The 16,607-nt window shown below is 61.1% G+C and carries 18 protein-coding genes, 1 tRNA gene and 1 pseudogene; 14 read left to right on the forward strand and 6 right to left on the reverse strand.

Annotated features, from left to right (window positions below; translation table 11 throughout):
- Positions 1-147 precede the first annotated feature (147 nt).
- The 5 genes and pseudogenes from ABIE40_RS03300 (at position 148) to ABIE40_RS03320 (ending at position 2,007) form a co-directional block, all read left to right on the forward strand.
- Positions 148-598 (forward strand): annotated as a pseudogene (locus tag ABIE40_RS03300) (phasin).
- A gap of 129 nt (positions 599-727) precedes the next feature.
- Positions 728-804 (forward strand) — tRNA-His (locus ABIE40_RS03305).
- Between the two features lie 200 nt (positions 805-1,004).
- Complete coding sequence (locus ABIE40_RS03310) at positions 1,005-1,250, forward strand: helix-turn-helix domain-containing protein (protein WP_112713176.1); 246 nt, start codon at positions 1,005-1,007, stop codon at positions 1,248-1,250.
- A gap of 128 nt (positions 1,251-1,378) precedes the next feature.
- Positions 1,379-1,816: a DUF4174 domain-containing protein gene (locus ABIE40_RS03315; protein ID WP_199626210.1), complete on the forward strand. Its 438-nt coding sequence runs from the start codon at positions 1,379-1,381 to the stop codon at positions 1,814-1,816.
- A 29-nt stretch (positions 1,817-1,845) separates the two neighbouring features.
- Positions 1,846-2,007: a hypothetical protein gene (locus tag ABIE40_RS03320; RefSeq protein ID WP_165402627.1), complete on the forward strand. Its 162-nt coding sequence runs from the start codon at positions 1,846-1,848 to the stop codon at positions 2,005-2,007.
- On the opposite strand, the gene ABIE40_RS03325 is transcribed toward ABIE40_RS03320, so the two are convergent.
- Both ABIE40_RS03325 and ABIE40_RS03330 read right to left on the reverse strand, forming a co-directional pair.
- On the reverse strand, positions 2,002-2,883 hold the full coding sequence (locus ABIE40_RS03325; protein ID WP_112713172.1) for a LysR family transcriptional regulator: 882 nt from the start codon (positions 2,881-2,883) through the stop codon (positions 2,002-2,004). The genes ABIE40_RS03320 and ABIE40_RS03325 overlap by 6 nt on opposite strands.
- The gene (locus ABIE40_RS03330) at positions 2,880-3,194 is read right to left on the reverse strand and encodes a putative quinol monooxygenase (protein ID WP_199626211.1); all 315 of its coding nucleotides are present in this window, start codon (positions 3,192-3,194) and stop codon (positions 2,880-2,882) included. Before ABIE40_RS03330 ends, ABIE40_RS03325 begins: the two co-directional genes overlap by 4 nt.
- A 171-nt stretch (positions 3,195-3,365) precedes the next feature.
- On the opposite strand from ABIE40_RS03330, the gene ABIE40_RS03335 reads away from it, so the two are divergent.
- The 8 genes from ABIE40_RS03335 (at position 3,366) to ABIE40_RS03370 (ending at position 11,685) form a co-directional block, all read left to right on the forward strand.
- Positions 3,366-4,862, forward strand: a complete 1,497-nt coding sequence (locus ABIE40_RS03335; RefSeq protein WP_112713168.1) for a CoA-acylating methylmalonate-semialdehyde dehydrogenase — start codon at positions 3,366-3,368, stop codon at positions 4,860-4,862.
- Positions 4,863-5,035: 173 nt separating this feature from the next.
- Entirely contained in the window at positions 5,036-5,515 is a 480-nt protein-coding gene (gene rirA / locus ABIE40_RS03340) for an iron-responsive transcriptional regulator RirA (protein WP_112713166.1), read from the forward strand.
- A 347-nt stretch (positions 5,516-5,862) separates the two neighbouring features.
- On the forward strand, positions 5,863-7,458 hold the full coding sequence (locus ABIE40_RS03345; RefSeq protein WP_112713164.1) for an ABC transporter substrate-binding protein: 1,596 nt from the start codon (positions 5,863-5,865) through the stop codon (positions 7,456-7,458).
- 87 nt (positions 7,459-7,545) lie between these two features.
- On the forward strand, positions 7,546-8,550 hold the full coding sequence (locus tag ABIE40_RS03350; RefSeq protein WP_112713162.1) for an ABC transporter permease subunit: 1,005 nt from the start codon (positions 7,546-7,548) through the stop codon (positions 8,548-8,550).
- 9 nt (positions 8,551-8,559) lie between these two features.
- On the forward strand, positions 8,560-9,450 hold the full coding sequence (locus ABIE40_RS03355) for an ABC transporter permease subunit (protein WP_112713160.1): 891 nt from the start codon (positions 8,560-8,562) through the stop codon (positions 9,448-9,450).
- Between the two features lies 1 nt (position 9,451).
- Positions 9,452-10,291 carry an ABC transporter ATP-binding protein gene (locus ABIE40_RS03360; protein ID WP_112713158.1) on the forward strand — a complete coding sequence of 280 codons (840 nt, stop codon included), beginning with the start codon at positions 9,452-9,454 and terminating at the stop codon, positions 10,289-10,291.
- Positions 10,288-11,121 carry a dipeptide ABC transporter ATP-binding protein gene (locus ABIE40_RS03365; RefSeq protein WP_112713156.1) on the forward strand — a complete coding sequence of 278 codons (834 nt, stop codon included), beginning with the start codon at positions 10,288-10,290 and terminating at the stop codon, positions 11,119-11,121. The genes ABIE40_RS03360 and ABIE40_RS03365 overlap by 4 nt, the downstream gene beginning before the upstream one ends.
- A 30-nt stretch (positions 11,122-11,151) precedes the next feature.
- Positions 11,152-11,685: a gluconokinase gene (locus tag ABIE40_RS03370; protein ID WP_199626212.1), complete on the forward strand. Its 534-nt coding sequence runs from the start codon at positions 11,152-11,154 to the stop codon at positions 11,683-11,685.
- On the opposite strand, the gene ABIE40_RS03375 is transcribed toward ABIE40_RS03370, so the two are convergent.
- The 4 genes from ABIE40_RS03375 to ABIE40_RS03390 form a co-directional block, all read right to left on the reverse strand.
- On the reverse strand, positions 11,682-12,902 hold the full coding sequence (locus ABIE40_RS03375; protein ID WP_199626213.1) for a YeeE/YedE family protein: 1,221 nt from the start codon (positions 12,900-12,902) through the stop codon (positions 11,682-11,684). The two genes, ABIE40_RS03370 and ABIE40_RS03375, sit on opposite strands and share 4 nt — an antisense overlap.
- 124 nt (positions 12,903-13,026) lie before the next feature.
- Complete coding sequence (locus ABIE40_RS03380; protein WP_112713150.1) at positions 13,027-14,274, reverse strand: NAD(P)/FAD-dependent oxidoreductase; 1,248 nt, start codon at positions 14,272-14,274, stop codon at positions 13,027-13,029.
- Positions 14,275-14,362: 88 nt separating this feature from the next.
- Positions 14,363-14,854, reverse strand: coding sequence for an isoprenylcysteine carboxyl methyltransferase family protein (locus ABIE40_RS03385; RefSeq protein WP_199626214.1), 492 nt, complete (start codon positions 14,852-14,854; stop codon positions 14,363-14,365).
- On the reverse strand, positions 14,851-15,903 hold the full coding sequence (locus ABIE40_RS03390) for a type III polyketide synthase (RefSeq protein WP_199626215.1): 1,053 nt from the start codon (positions 15,901-15,903) through the stop codon (positions 14,851-14,853). Before ABIE40_RS03390 ends, ABIE40_RS03385 begins: the two co-directional genes overlap by 4 nt.
- A gap of 167 nt (positions 15,904-16,070) precedes the next feature.
- Here ABIE40_RS03390 and ABIE40_RS03395 point away from each other — a divergent pair, with 167 nt between their 5' ends.
- A complete protein-coding gene (locus ABIE40_RS03395) occupies positions 16,071-16,607 on the forward strand; it encodes a tetratricopeptide repeat protein (protein ID WP_199626216.1) in 537 nt (178 codons plus the stop codon).

The raw sequence follows: 16,607 nt of genomic DNA on the forward strand, positions 1-16,607 counted from the left end.
GGGTCCAGCTTGAGGCCGCCTTTTCGGGCGGAAAGGTTAATGCGTTGTGCGTCGCACAATTATGTTGCAATGCACAATAAGATCGTCTATATAAGCTCTATCCAAACTAAGGGGCGTCAAACGCCCGGACTCAAGGAGCTCGCATCCATGGCTACCATAAAGACCGACGACGTTTTTTCAATGGCTGCATTCGATCCGTCCAAGTTCGCAGAATCCTTCCGCGATTTTGCTGAAAAGGGCGCACAGCAGTCCCGTGATGCTTATTCCAAGATGAAGTCTGCCGGCGAAGAAGCTGGCAAGACCCTGGAAGCCACCGTTCAGACGCGCGCAGGCCGGTTCTGTCGAGATCGGCCTCAAGGCGATCGACGCCCTGCGCACCAACGCAGAAAATTCCCTGTCGCACATGGAAGCGCTCCTCGGCGTCAAGTCCATTGCCGAATTCGTCGAGCTGCAGACCGCTTTCGTCCGCAAGCAGGCCGAGTTGACCGTCGAGCAGGCAAAATCGATGCAGGAAACCTCCAAGCAGGTTGCCGAAAAGCTGGCAAAGCCTTCCAAGGAAGCCGCTGAAAAGGTCATGGCCTCCTTCAAGGTCGCCTGATCCGCTGATCGAAAATCAAAGAAAGGCTGGACCCCTCGTCCAGCCTTTTTGTATATTGAGGGGAGATAGGGCTTGAATTAATTTTCAAGTCCTCGTATGTGACCCCCGTCGCGCCGAGCGCGGCATTGTGCGGTTGTAGCTCAGTTGGTTAGAGCGCAGGTTTGTGGCACCTGAGGTCGGAGGTTCGAGACCCCCCAACCGTACCATTCCTCTCAAAACATCGAAGTGAATGGTGCGTGATCGCCCGATCCGCATGACGAATCCCCCGGCTATTGCCCTGTGGCGCCGCCCGCCTATCTACCGGCTGCGGCACAAGTAAACTTTCTCTTATATTGCGTTGCAAAATGTGAGCGGGAGTGCCATTTTGTGCCGGGGGTTACTTGAGTGCTTTTAGAAGGAGACTTTAATGTCCATTTCTCTCAAGAATCTGGATCAATCCAAAGCCACCGCCATTTCAGCCATCAATGTCGCCGCTGAGGTCAAGAAGGCCCGCGAAGCTGTTGGGTACAGTGTTGATGATCTGGCGGTAACCTGTGGCCTGGTGGCTGCGGAAATTACTGAAATTGAAAATGGGGAACATGCCGACCCGGCAAAGCTGAAGCGCATCGCCGCTGCCTTGCAGGTTCCGGTTTCTGCTTTCGTCCCGATGTAATTGCCTTCAGGGCGAACCAAAAGAGCCGGTCGATCTGACCGGCTTTTTTCGTTTCAGGACCTCGTTCCCGGTAATCATGGAACTCCCGGTTCCCTCCAGCCGTTCTATCCGTGGACAGGAGAACGGGAATGTCGAAGACGCTTCTATACGGTGCGACCAAGGTGGACGAGACGAATGTCGCCTATGCGGCAATCGCCAGCCTCGAGCAGTTCCAGTGGAAGAACCGCGTCTTCGTGATTTTCTCCGACAGGGATAACAGTCGCGCCGCGCGCCAGGAGAACCAGTTGCTGGCCGACCGGCCGGCACTCGACGAGCGCGACATGATCGTCCTGAAAGTCGCGGGCAACGGCGTCAAGCCGGTCTTCGGTTCCGCCGAACCGATCGCGGCGGAGGCGCTGCGCACCGAACTCGACACACCCGATGCCGGAGATTTCCATGCGGCGCTGATCGGCAAGGATGGCACGGTGAAGCTGAAGGTCAGTGAGCCCGTCAGCAATGGCGAGCTCTTCGCAATCATCGACAGCATGCCGATGCGCGCCGCCGAGGCCGTGAAGCCGGACAACTGAACAATCCAACAAGACGGAAGGAGCAGGATATGTCCGTACCGAACGAACCTATCCCCGATCAGCCGCCGATGCCGGGACCCGGCTGGAAGCCGGAGCCGCCGATCAAGGAGCCGGAGCCCGACAGGCTTCCGGATGAGGCTCCGAACCCCAATCCCGACGAAAACGAGGAGCCGCCGAAGCACCTTCTATAGGAAGATGTGCCTGTCGGCGGCGACGAGCTCCTGCAGGAAATCGGAAACGGTGCGCACGCGCACCAGTTCGCGCGCGCTTTCGTGGAACGTCGTCCAGTAAGCCCGCCGGATCGAGGTTTCCGGCAGGATGCGGATCAGCTTGTCGTGCTGGCGGGCGATATAGTCGTGGAGGATGCCTATCCCGGCGCCGGAAAGCACCGCCTCGGTCTGCCCGGTGGCCGATGAAATCTCGAAAGCGGCATCCCAGTTGCGCATCACTTCGCCGGTAAAATTCAGCGACTGCGAGAACAGCAGGTCTTCGACATAGCCGATCCGCCGGTGCTGCTTCAGCGCTTCGGCATCGGCAGGCAGGCCGTTGGCGTCGGCATAGCTCTGAGAGGCGTAAAGGCCGAGCGTGTAATCGGTGAGCTTGGCGGAAACCAGCCGCCCCTGTTCCGGCCGTTCCAGAGTAATAGCGATATCGGCCTCGCGCTGCGACAGCGAGAAGGAGCGGGGCACCGGCACCAGCTGGATCTTCAGTTCCGGATGGCGCTCGATCAGCCGTCCCATGCGCGGCGCCAGGAACGAGACGCCGAAACCATCGGGCGCGCCGACGCGCACCGTCCCGGCGATTGCCGTATCCGTCCTGCCGAGATTGGCCTGTGCGGCCAGCATCTCGGTCTCCATCCGTTCGGCGGAGGCCAGGAACACCTCGCCCTCGGCGGTCAGCTCGCAGCCATTCGTCCGGCGCACGAAGAGGCGCGTCTTCAGCGCTTCCTCCAGCGAGGTCAGCCGACGCGACAGCGTCGCATGGTTCAGCCCCAGCCGCTTCGAGGCGGCAAGGATCTGCCCGGTGCGGGCAACGGCGAGGAAGATGCGAACGTCGTCCCAGTTCATGGCTTGCTGCACATGATGATCGGTTCGACATCGAGAAGCGTCAGCGATGTGACCATGCCGGCCGTGCCGGTCTTGTATTTCAGGAAGTGCGGCGTCTGCAGATGCGCTTCATAGGCCTCCCGGTTGGCATAGACCTCGAGGATGCGGATCTTCTCCGGAGAACCGACGACGGCCACCGCACTGAGCGACAGCACGCCGTCTTCGAAGGCGACCGATGCCGAAATCTCCTCGGCAAGCAGCGCGTGGTAGGCGTCGAGATGCCTGATATCGATCTCGATTTCCGCCATTCTGACGACACGTTCTTCACTCATTGATGGATCGCCTTATCTTGAGTTTGCCCGCTTGCCCGAACATCGGGCGCTTCGGCCGTATTTCGCATCGCGCTATAATTTATGCACAACGGTTGCTTATCTCAGCTCATTGATTTGTGCAAATTGAAGTGCGATTGTTCGCCATCCAAAAAAATAGGAGGAGCACTTCTCATGCGTCAGATCGGACATTTCATCGGCGGCAAGCAGGTTGCAGGCACCAGCGGCCGCACCAGCAACGTCTATAACCCGGCAACCGGCGAAGTTCAGGCAACGGTCGCGCTCGCCAGCGATGCCGAGATGGATGCAGCGGTACAGAGCGCCAAGGCTGCTCAGCCGAAGTGGGCTGCCACCAACCCGCAGCGCCGCGCCCGCGTGTTCATGAAGTTCGTTCAGCTGCTCAATGACAACATGAACGAGCTTGCCGAACTGCTCTCCAAGGAACATGGCAAGACCATCGAAGACTCCAAGGGCGATATCATTCGCGGCCTCGAAGTCTGTGAATTCGTCATCGGCATTCCGCATCTCGCCAAGAGCGAATTCACCGAAGGCGCAGGTCCGAATATCGACATGTATTCGATCCGCCAGGCCGTCGGCATCGGCGCCGGCATCACCCCGTTCAACTTCCCGGCCATGATCCCGATGTGGATGTTCGCCCCGGCGATCGCCTGCGGCAACGCCTTCATTCTGAAGCCATCTGAGCGCGATCCGTCCGTTCCGATCCGTCTTGCCGAACTGATGATCGAAGCAGGCCTGCCTGCCGGCATCCTGAACGTCGTCAACGGCGACAAGGGCGCGGTCGATGCGATCCTGACGCATCCGGATATCTCGGCCGTCTCCTTCGTCGGCTCCACGCCGATCGCCCGCTACGTCTATGGCACCGCTGCCCAGAACGGCAAGCGCGCCCAGTGCTTCGGCGGCGCCAAGAACCACATGATCATCATGCCGGATGCCGATCTCGATCAGGCTGCCAACGCGCTGATGGGCGCAGGCTACGGCTCTGCCGGCGAGCGCTGCATGGCGATCTCGGTTGCCGTTCCGGTCGGCGAGGAAACCGCTAACCGCCTGATCGCCAAGCTGACCCCGATGGTCGAGTCGCTGCGCATCGGTCCCTACACCGACGACAAGGCGGACATGGGCCCGGTTGTCACCAAGGAAGCCCAGGCGCGCATCATGGGCCTGATCAACAAGGGTGTCGATGAAGGCGCAAAGCTCGTCGTCGACGGTCGAGACTTCAAGCTCCAGGGCTATGAAGACGGCTATTTCGTCGGCGGCTGCCTGTTCGATAACGTCACGCCCGATATGGACATCTATAAGACCGAAATCTTCGGACCGGTCCTGTCGGTCGTCCGTGCAAAGAACTACGAGGAAGCCCTCGAACTGCCGATGAAGCATGAATATGGCAACGGCGTCGCGATCTATACCCGTGACGGCGATGCGGCCCGCGACTTCGCCTCGCGCATCAACATCGGCATGGTTGGCGTCAACGTTCCGATCCCGGTTCCGCTCGCCTACCACTCCTTCGGCGGCTGGAAGTCCTCGTCCTTCGGCGATCTCAACCAGCACGGCACCGACTCGATCAAGTTCTGGACCCGCACCAAGACCGTGACCAGCCGCTGGCCGTCGGGCATCAAGGATGGCGCCGAGTTCGTCATGCCGACGATGAAGTAAGCGATCCACTTTATAAGATCAGGAAAACGGGCTCCCGGCGGGGCCCGTTTTTCGTTTGACGCTATGCGGCGAGGGGCCGCATAAACGTGACTCCGATTTTCATATTTTGGAATTGTTCAAAACTATCAAAGCCACTATATAGGCTTCAGCCCCTATCGAGTCAGGAGAACGGCATGCGATTGACGAAGCAGACCAACTATGCGGTTCGCATGTTGATGTATTGCGCTGCCAATGAAGGACATCTGAGCCGGATCCCCGAAATCGCCAAGGCATATGGTGTTTCCGAGCTTTTCCTTTTCAAGATCCTGCAGCCGCTGAACAAGGCGGGTCTCGTCGAAACCGTTCGTGGCCGCAATGGCGGCGTGCGCCTTGGCAAGCCGGCAACCGATATCAGCCTGTTCGATGTCGTGCGCGTCACCGAAGACAGCTTCGCGATGGCCGAGTGCTTTGAAGATGGCGCGGTCGAGTGCCCGCTGGTCGATAGCTGCGGTCTGAACTCGGCACTGCGCAAGGCGCTGAACGCCTTCTTCGACGTGCTGACCGAGTATTCCATCGACGACCTCGTGAAGGCCCGCCCGCAGATCAACTTCCTGCTCGGCCTTACCGGCGACCAGGCTTTTCGCAAGCCTGCGATACCCGCTCCGGCTGCCTAATATTGGAATAGTCGAAAATCGTCATGAAACCGCAGCTACTCCCGGTAGCTGCGGTTTCTCGTTTCTGGTCACGTCTTGTTGATATATCACAGCCTCTTGAAACCGCTTTCAATGCCGTCGAGAGACGCGAAATTATACCAAATGCGACAGAATCGCGGGCGAATGTGCCTCAATCTTGCAAATTTGGGCCTATTTTTGACCGAAAATTTCTAAAGTTGCTTTTACGGAAAAATTTTCTGCGGATGGCGTTGCTTTCAGCAAATAAATGTCGTTCCATCGGCCCGCCGATCGGGATAACTAGCGCCGATCTCCAAAGATCAAAAAGAACAAACCTGGGAAACAACATCATGAAAAAGTTCTCTGTCCTGCTGGCAGCGACAGCCCTGGCTTCGGTCATGGCCACCGCCGCCTACTCCAAGACGCTTGTCTACTGCTCTGAGGGATCGCCGGAAGGCTTCGATCCGAGCCTCTACACCGCAGGCACGACCTTTGACGCTTCCTCGCGTACGGTTTACAGCCGCCTCGTCGAATTCAAGCACGGCGGTACGGAGATCGAGCCCGGCGTTGCCGACAGCTGGACCGTTTCGGACGACGGCAAGGAATACACTTTCAAGCTGCATCCGGGCGTAAAGTTCCAGACGACCGACTTCTTCACGCCGACGCGTGACCTGACGGCCGATGACGTCGTTTTCTCGTTTGAGCGCCAGCTGCGCGCCGACAATCCGTGGAACAAGTATGTTGAAGGCGGTTCTTACGAATACGCTGCCGGCATGGGCTTCCCGGATCTCGTCAAGTCGATCGAAAAGGTTGACGACCTGACGGTCAAGTTCACGCTGAACCGTCCGGAAGCTCCGTTCCTGGCCGACCTCGCCATGGACTTTGCATCGATCGTTTCCAAGGAATATGCCGACAAGCTCGCAGCTGACGGCAAGATGGCTCAGCTGAACCAGCAGCCGCTCGGCACCGGTCCCTTCACCTTCGTTGCCTACCAGCCGGATGCCGTCATCCGCTACAAGGCCAACGAAACCTACTTCAAGGGCAAGGAAAAGATCGACGATCTCGTATTCGCGATCACCACCGACGCTTCGGTCCGCGCCCAGAAGCTGAAGGCCGGCGAATGCCACATCGTTCCTTATCCGAACGCTGCTGACGTTTCCGAGCTGAAGAAGGACGAGAACCTCACCGTTGCCGAACAGCCGGGCCTCAACATCGGCTTCCTCGCCTACAACACGCAGATGGCTCCCTTCGACAAGCCGGAAGTCCGCCGCGCGCTGAACATGGCGATCAACAAGCAGGCTATCGTTGACGCCGTCTTCCAGGGCGCCGCCACCGTTGCCAAGAACCCGATCCCGCCGACGATGTGGTCGTACAATGATGCCGTCGTTGACGACAAGTACGATCCGGAAGGCTCGAAGAAGGCTCTTGAAGCTGCAGGCATCAAGGATCTTTCGATGAAGATCTGGGCAATGCCGGTTTCGCGTCCGTACATGCTGAACGCACGCCGCGCAGCTGAACTGATGCAGGCCGACTTCGCCAAGGTTGGCGTCAAGGTCGAAATCGTTACCCATGAATGGGCCGAATACCTGAAGCTCTCCTCCGACGTGAAGCGCGATGGCGCCGTCATCCTCGGCTGGACCGGCGACAACGGCGACCCGGACAACTTCATGGACACGCTGCTCGGCTGCACGGCTGTTGGCGGTAACAACCGCGCTCAGTGGTGCAACAAGGACTATGACGATCTGATGAAGAAGGCCAAGCAGACGGCCGACGTCGCAGAACGCACCAAGCTCTATGAGCAGGCTCAGCTGATCTTCAAGAAGGAAGCTCCTTGGGCAACGATCGACCACTCGGTCGTCTTCGTTCCGATGAGCAAGAAGGTCACGGGCTTCCACATGGACCCGCTCGGTATCCACCGCTTCGACGGCGTGGACATTTCCGAATAATAGAAAATCTGTAAACTGTCCGGCGAGAGCCGGGCTTGGCCGGCGGTCAGGATCATCCTGACCGCCGGAAACTATTGGACACCTGCCATGTTACGTTTTTTCATCGGCCGCCTCGCGGTGCTGATCCCAACGTTCCTCGGCGTTTCGCTCATCGCCTTTTCGTTCATCCGCCTGCTTCCGGGCGACCCCGTCATGTTGTTGTCGGGCGAACGAGTCATGGCGCCTGAACGTCACGCCCAGATCATGCATGATCTCGGCTTCGACAGGCCGATGTATGTGCAGTATTTCGATTACCTGGGTAAGGTCTTGCACGGCGATCTCGGAACCTCGATCGTCACCAAGCGCCCGGTTCTCGGCGAATTCTTCACGCTCTTCCCGGCTACGCTGGAACTGTCGCTCTGCGCCATCATCCTGGCGGCTCTGCTCGGCATTCCCGCCGGCGTCTTCGCCGCGGTCAAGCGAGGGACCTGGTTCGACCAGAGTGTGATGGGCGTTGCCCTCATCGGCTATTCGATGCCGATCTTCTGGTGGGGCCTGCTGCTCGTCATCTTCTTCTCCGGCTATCTCGGCTGGACGCCCGTTTCGGGCCGCATCTCGCTGATGTATTTCTTCAAGCCGGTCACCGGCTTCATGCTGATCGACAGTCTGCTGTCCGGCCAGGCCGGCGCCTTCAAGTCCGCCGTCAGCTATCTCATCCTGCCGACCATCGTTCTCGCTACCATTCCGCTGGCCGTCATCGCGCGCCAGACGCGCTCGGCGATGCTCGAAGTGCTGGGTGAGGACTATGTGCGCACCGCCCGCTCCAAGGGTCTGAAGCCCCTGCGTGTCGTCGGCGTCCACGCGCTGCGCAATGCCATGATCCCCGTCATCACGACCATCGGTCTGCAGGTCGGCGTGCTTCTCGCAGGCGCGATCCTGACCGAGACGATCTTCTCCTGGCCGGGTATCGGCAAGTGGATGGTCGATGCGGTCTTCAAGCGTGACTACGCGGTCGTCCAGGGTGGTCTTCTGCTGATCGCCGGCATCATCATGCTGGTCAATCTGCTGGTTGACGTCACCTATGGCCTTATCAACCCGCGTATTCGTCACTAGGAGCGGCCCATGAGCACGGTATCTACCAAAACCGGCCAGCCATCCGCCCTCGCGGAGTTCTGGTACTATTTCTCGCGAAACAAGGGCGCCGTCATCGGCCTCTTCATCTTCCTGCTGATCCTCGTCATCGCCATCGGTGCGCCAATCGTCGCTCCGCATGCGCCTGACGAGCAGAACCGCCAGCTTCTGTTGTCGGTGCCGTTCTGGATGGACGGCGGCAGCTTCTCCTATCCGCTCGGCACCGATGCCGTCGGCCGCGATATCCTGTCGCGTCTGATCTACGGCGCGCGCTTCTCGCTGTTCATCGGCGTCGTCGTCGTCACGCTCTCGGTCGTCGCCGGCGTTTTGATCGGTCTCGTTGCCGGTTATTTCCGCGGCCGCGTCGACATCGTCATCATGCGCCTGATGGACATCATCCTGGCCTTCCCGTCGCTGCTGCTCGCCCTCGTGCTGGTCGCGGTTCTCGGCCCGGGCCTGACCAACGCGATGATCGCCATCTCGATCGTCAACCAGCCGCACTTCGTCCGCCTGACGCGTGCTGCCGTCATGAGCGAACGCGAGAAGGAATATGTCGTCGCTTCCCGCGTTGCCGGTGCCGGCACGCTGCGCCTGATGTTCAAGACCATCCTGCCGAACTGCCTGGCCTCGCTGATCGTTCAGGCAACGCTCGCCTTCTCGGCGGCGATCCTCGATGCCGCCGCCCTCGGCTTCCTCGGCATGGGCGCACAGCCGCCGACACCCGAGTGGGGCACGATGCTTGCCGAAGCGCGCGAGTTCATCCAGCGCGCCTGGTGGGTGGTCACTTTCCCGGGTCTCGCGATCCTCATCACCGTCGTTGCCATCAACCTGATGGGTGACGGCCTGCGTGATGCGCTCGATCCCAAGCTGAAGAGGTCCTGATATGGCACTTCTCGAAATCGAAAATCTCGTCGTCGAGTTTCAGACGTCGACCGGTGCCTTCCGTGCCGTGGACGGCGTCTCCCTGAAGGTCGATCCGGGCGAAGTTCTCGCCATTGTCGGTGAATCCGGTTCCGGCAAGTCGGTCTCGATGCTGGCCGCCATGGGCCTTCTACCCTGGACCGCCAAGGTCACCGCCGACAAGATGGTCTTCGACGGCCAGAACCTGCTCGGCATGTCCGGTGCTCAGCGCCGCCAGATCATCGGCAAGGACATGTCGATGATCTTCCAGGAACCGATCGCCAGCCTCAATCCGTGCTTCACGGTCGGCTTCCAGATCGAGGAAGTCCTGAAGATCCATCTCGGCCTCGACAAGACCGCCCGCCGCAAGCGCGCGATCGAACTCTTCGAGGCGGTCGGTATTCCGAACCCGGCCGAGCGGCTCAACCACTTCCCGCACCAGATGTCGGGCGGTCAGTGCCAGCGCGTGATGATCGCCATCGCGATTGCCTGCAATCCGAAGCTCCTGATCGCCGACGAGCCGACCACCGCGCTCGACGTCACGATCCAGAAGCAGATCCTCGATCTCCTGATGCGCTTGCAGACGGAACATCGCATGGGCCTGATCATGATCACCCACAACATGGGCGTGGTCGCGGAAACCGCCGATCGCGTGATCGTTCAGTACAAGGGCAAGAAGATGGAAGAGGCCGACGTCCTGTCGCTCTTCGAAGCGCCGAAGAGCGATTATACACGCGCTCTGCTCGCCGCTCTTCCCGACAACGCCACCGGTGATCGCCTGCCGACTATCGGCGAGCTTTTCAATCAGGGAGCGGCTCAATGACGCCAGTCCTCGAAGCCAAGAATATCGTCCGCGACTACTATCTGCCGGGCGGCCTCTTCAAGCAGGCAAAGACCGTTCATGCCGTCAAGGGCGTGAGCTTCAAGGTCGAGCAGGGCAAGACGCTGGCGATCGTCGGCGAAAGCGGCTGCGGCAAGTCCACGCTTGCCCGCATCGTCACCATGATCGACCCTGCCACGGCGGGCGAGCTGATGATCGACGGCAAGAAGGTGGATATCGCCGCCGGCGACCTGACGCCCGAGATCCGCCGCAAGGTACAGATCGTCTTCCAGAACCCCTATGGTTCGCTGAACCCGCGCAAAAAGATCGGCGATATCCTGATGGAGCCGCTGATCATCAACACCAATACGCCCGCTGCCGAACGCCGCGAACTGGCGATGGCGATGCTCAAGAAGGTTGGTCTCCAGGAGATCCACTTCAATCGCTATCCGCACATGTTCTCCGGCGGTCAGCGCCAGCGTATCGCCATTGCGCGCGCCCTGATGCTGAAGCCGCGGCTTCTGGTTCTCGACGAGCCGGTCTCGGCGCTCGACCTCTCGGTGCAGGCACAGGTGCTGAACCTGCTCGCCGACCTGCAGGACGAGCTGAACCTCACCTACGTCTTCATCAGCCACGACCTCTCGGTCGTTCGCTACATGGCAGACGACGTCATGGTGATGTATTTCGGCGAAGCAGTCGAATACGGTAGCCGCGATCAGGTTTTCAGCGATCCGCAGCACAGCTATACCAAGACGCTGTTTGCGGCGACGCCGCGAGCCGATGTCGATACCATCCGGGCACGTCTGGCCCGCAAGGCGGCCGTTGCTTCCTAAGGGACGATAGCCCGAAAACGAGGATCAGAAATGCCGGAGATCGACCGCAAGCCCCATGCCATCATCGTCATGGGCGTCAGCGGCTCCGGCAAATCCTCGATCGGCGAGAAACTGGCGGAGGCGCTCAGCCTCCGCTTCGTCGAAGGCGACCAGCTTCATCCACGCGCCAATGTCGAGAAGATGTCGAAGGGCATTCCCTTGACAGACGACGACCGGATGCCCTGGCTCGATCTCATCGGCGAGACGATCAAGGCCGCGCTCGCCAAGGGAGAGGGCGTCATCGTCTCCTGCTCTGCGCTGAAGCGCATCTACCGCGAGCGGCTGCGCAGTGCCGCCGGCGGCAATCTCTTCTTTGTCTATCTTGACGGCTCGAAGGAGCTGCTGACCGACCGCATGGGCCACCGCACCGGCCATTTCATGCCGGCCTCGCTGCTCGAAAGCCAGCTCGCAACCCTCGAAGTCCCGACCGGCGAACCCGGCGTCGTCACCGTCGATATCGACGATACGATCGAGGGAATTGCGGAAGCGGCGCGAAACAAGCTCGCGCCGCTCGGTATTTCCTAGCCGTCGATCCGGCGCAGGTTCTTCTTTTCCAGGAAGAAGAACGGGCGGAACTTCACCCCGACGATATTCCCCGCAAAGGCCGAAAACGCCCAGAGGTAGCCATGCAGGCTGCCCGATGCGATGCCGGAGAAATAGGCGCCGATATTGCAGCCATAGGCGATGCGCGCGCCATAGCCGAGCAGCAGACCGCCGACGACAGCTGCAACGACCGAGCGCAGCGGGATATCCCAACTCGGCGAGAAGCGGCCGGCAAGCGATGATGCGAGCATTGCGCCAGCGATGATGCCGAAATCCATGACCGAGGTGATATCGGCAAAGACGCTATCGGAAAGCGCCTTGGCATTGGCCGGCGTCTGCCAGTAGGCCCAGGCGGTCGGGTCGATGCCGAGCAGCAGCGCGCCCTTCGCACCCCAGAGCGCAAAGGCTGAGGTGATGCCCCAGGGGCGGCCGGCGATGGCGAGCGTCACGAAGTTGAGAAGCGCAAGCGCCACGGCGCCGAGCACCAGCGGCCAGGGACCGCGCAGGAAGCGTGAAAGGCCCTGTCGCGGCGAGGGGGCCGGCTGCTCGAGCGAGCCATGCCAGCGCTTTTCGACGATGACGCTGATCCAGGCGACGGCAGCGAAGATCAGAAGCGAAACCGCGATACCGCCCACGGCGCCGAAGCTCTGCACGAGCGAAGTCGGAGGCAGCGACGGAAGGCTCACCCACCAGTCGAAATTCACGGTGCCGAGCACAGAGCCGATGACGAAGAACAAGAGCGTGATCAGCATGCGCGCATTGCCGCCACCGGCGGTAAACAGCGTGCCCGAAGCGCACCCGCCGCCAAGCTGCATACCGATGCCGAACATGAAGGATCCGGCGATGACGCCGAGGCCCGCAGGCGAAACCGAGCCCTTCACCTCATGGCCGAACAGCGTGCCGCTTGCGAGGAACGGGAAGAACAGCACCACGGCGATCGCAAGCAGGATCATCTGCACTCGCAAGCCGCGGCCGCGGCCGTCGAGAATGAGAACGCGCCAGGCGGAGGTGAAGCCGAAGGCGGCATGATAGAGCGCGATACCGAGCGCCCCGCCGACGAGGAACAGCGCGCCCTGCGCCGGTCCGTAGAAATAGCCGAGCAGCAGCGTGCCGAGAACGAGGACGGCAAGCGAGCCGAGGCCCGGCGTTCCGAGCGATGGTTCTTTCAGCCCGGGAAGGCTGGGTGAAGCGATGGACATTGGATTCTCCTGAAATTCTAGCGCAATACTAGAACTTCAGGCTCCACATTTGGAGGAATCCTATTTCCTTGAAGCGGCGCGATGCGGATTCATCTGGCGCCGAAAAGCTAAATTACGCAAGCGCTTAGGCATTGAAGCGCTGCGGCGAATAGGCCGAGATATCGATAAACGGCGTCTCGCCGGTGATGAGCTCTGCCAGCACCCGGCCGGTCACCGGCCCGAGCGTCAGCCCGTGATGGGCGTGACCGAAGGCGAACCACAGGCCGTTATGGCGCGGCGCCTTTCCGATGATGGGCATCATATCCGGCGTGCAGGGGCGGGCGCCCATCCACGGTTCCGGGTCGAGGCGCTCGCCGAGCGGGAAGATGGTGCGGGCCACCTTCTCGGCGCGATCGAGCTGCACCGGGGTCTTCGGCGCATCGAGCGTTGCGAATTCCGCCCCGGTCGTCAGGCGGATGCCCTTGTTCATCGGCGCCAGGAAATAGCCGCGTTCGGCATCGAGCGTCCAGTTGTTGAGCACGGTATTGCCCTGCGCGGCGTAATGCATGTGATAGCCGCGCTTGACGCCGAGCGGGAAGGAATAGCCGAGCCGCTTCGTCGCCACCGCCGCCCAGGGGCCAAGCGCCAGCACCGCGTCATCGGCATCGACCGGCCCTTCGACGGTCGCGATCCGCCAGCCGGAACCGGCCTGTCCCAGCGAGTTGGCGTCACCGCTGACGAAGCGGCCGCCGATGCTTTCGAAATAGGCGCAATAGGCGGCCGTCAGCGCATGCGGATCCAGCACGGACCACGGATCGCGCCAGCGCAGGCCGCCCTTGAAGGTCTGCGTCAGCCCCGGCTCGATGCCGGCAACATCGGCGGAACCGAGCTTGTCATAGGTGACGCCGAATTCGCGCTCCCAGAGCGCTGCCTCGGCCACCGCCTCGTCGAATTTCTCCTGGGTGCGGAACACCCGCATCCAGCCGTCCTTGCGGATCAGCGCCTCGGCATTTGAGGATTCGATCAGGTCGCGGTGTTCGGAAACCGAGTTCTCGATCAGCGGCGCATAGGCGCGGGTGATCGCCTCGTGGCGGCGCGCATTGGAGTTCCACCAGTAGCGGGCGAGGAACGCCACCTGCTTCGGCAGCGTCTTCAGGTGATAATGGGCGTCGATGCGGTTGTTCAGCGCATACCGCAGCAACAGGCCGAGCTGCTGCGGAAAGCCGTAGGGCACCACGCCCTCGCGCTGGATGAGACCGGCATTGCCGAACGACGTTTCGTTGCCGGGTGCCTTGCGATCGACCAGCACCACCTGCCGCCCGCGGCGTTGCAGATGAATGGCAGTCGAAACACCGATGATACCGGCACCGAGAACGATCGCAGTCTTGGTCATTTTTTCTTGCAGCCCACTGAGTTCCAAGACCCGAAAATGCCCTTAGGCTGGCCGCGGTGCAAACGAAAAATCGCCTTTCATTTCAATTTCATTGCCCGCTCAGTGCGGCATTTTCAACGCCGATGCGCACCCACAGCATCGCCGCGTTGAGAATGGAGAAAAGCAGGGCGTAGAGGGGGAGGCCAAAGGCAAGTGGCAGCGCCGCGATCTCGACTGCCACGATCACATAGTTCGGATGCCTGAAGAGCCTGTAGGGGCCTGCTGTCACCAGCTGCTCGCCGGGCAGCACGATCACCCGCGTCGTCCATCGCCCTTTCAATGTCATCAGCACCCAGACTCGCAGCGCCTGCAGCAGCAGAAACACCGCCAGCCAGCCAACCTGCACCTGATGCCCAAGCGCCAGCAGCCAGAGACCGCCGAGCCAAGCCGCGTGCAGCGCGACCATGACAGGATAATGCGCCGCCCCCGCCTCTCGTGCGCCGCGGGCCATGAGCGCCCGCGTGTTGCGTCTTGCAATCAGCAATTCGGCCAGCCGCTGCAGTGTCACGAAGCCGAGGAGAAGGAGGGAAGGCAGCATCATCCGATCCTCTTCAGCGTCACGCAGCTTGCGGAAAAGCCGGGTCCCATGGCGATGACGGCGGCGCGCTCCGGCAGGCCCGCGCGGATGGCGCGCTCCAGCACGAAGAGCACTGTCGGCGACGACATGTTGCCGAATTCGGCAAGCACCGCGCGCTCGTGATCGAGACTTCCCGGCTCCAGCCCAAGCGTCGTCTCCATGGCGCCGATCACCTTCGCGCCGCCCGGATGACAGATGAAGCGGCCGATATCCCGGCGGGTGAGCCCGCTGCGCGAAAGAATGCCATCGATCGCCGGACCAAGCTCGCGCTCGGCAAAGGGCGGCAGCGACTGCGCCAGCAGGATGCCGAAGCCGGTATCGTCGATCTTCCAGCCCATGATATCGAGCGTATCCGGAAAGAGATGCTCGCCCGAAGACTCCACCTCGGCGATGCCGCGCTCGCCATTCTGCAGCACACAGGCCGCCGCGCCATCGGCAAACAGCGCGGTGGCAATAATGTTCGGCCGCGTCAGCTCGTCCAGCCGGAAGGCCAGCGTGCAGAGCTCGAGCGCCACGAAAAGCACTGTCTTGCCCTGCCGCACCGCCGCGATCCGCGACGCGATGCCGAGACCGGAAACACCGGCCGCACAGCCGAGCCCGAAAACGGGCACACGTTCGATATCCGCCCTGAACCCCAGCTTTCTGGCAAGACGCGCATCGAGGCTCGGCGTCACGATCCCTGTCGAGGAGACCGTCACCACGCAGTCGATATCGCTTCCAAAGATACCGGCCTGCGCCAGCGCCTTTTCCGCCGCCTCGGCAAAGAGCTGGCTGGCGACCTCAGCATAGGCCTCCATCCGGTCCTGCCAGCCGTGATGCGTGTCGAACCAGGAGAGCGGCCGTGCTGCATGCCGCTTGCTGATCCCGGCATTCTCGAACACGCCGGCAAGATGCCGGAAATCCTTGAAACGATGCGCAAACAGCCGCGCGGAGGCAGCTGCGGCCTCCTCCTGCGTAATGATATCAGTCGGAACGGCGGTCGCGAGACTGAGCAGTTTCACCGTTGGGTTCACGGAGTTCTCCTTGTTCTGCCGGCGGGCGGAGAACACCCGGGCACCGGCTTTATTCGGCGCGGAGCCCTCACAAAAAGGTGATCGGAGAAAATCGTCAGCCCCGCCGAATAAAATCCCGGCCAGCAGTGTTCTCGGCCCGCAACGTCATTTTCCCTGGAGATTTTCCCATGACGACCACGACTGTCCGTATCGCTTCTCTCGTCCTCGGCGGCCTGATTGCCGCGTCGGCATGCTCCGTCCCGGTCTTCGCCGCGGGCGACGACAGCGAGACCATGCCGGTCTGCAAGAAGGGCGAGGTCTACGACAAGAAGGCCAAGAAGTGCGTGAAGCAGAGCAGCGCCAACATCACCGACGAGAACCGCACTGACTATGCGTATTCGCTGGCAAAGGCCGCCCGCTATGACGAAGCGCTCGCCATGCTCGACACGGTCAAGGACCAGAACAACGCCGAAGTGCTGAACTACCGCGGCTATGCCACCCGCAAGCTCGGCCGCACCGATGAAGGCATTTCCTACTACCTGCAGTCCGTGAAGCTCGATCCGCAATATGCCAAGGTTCGCGAATATCTCGGCGAGGCCTACGTCATCAAGGGCCAGCTCGACATGGCCAAGGACCAGCTGGCAACGATCAAGACGATCTGCGGCACCGGCTGCGAAGAGTATCAGGATCTGAACGCCGCGATCATCGATCCCTCGAAGATCTGA

This window comes from Rhizobium sp. OAE497 (genome assembly GCF_040546565.1).
Classification (GTDB): domain Bacteria; phylum Pseudomonadota; class Alphaproteobacteria; order Rhizobiales; family Rhizobiaceae; genus Rhizobium.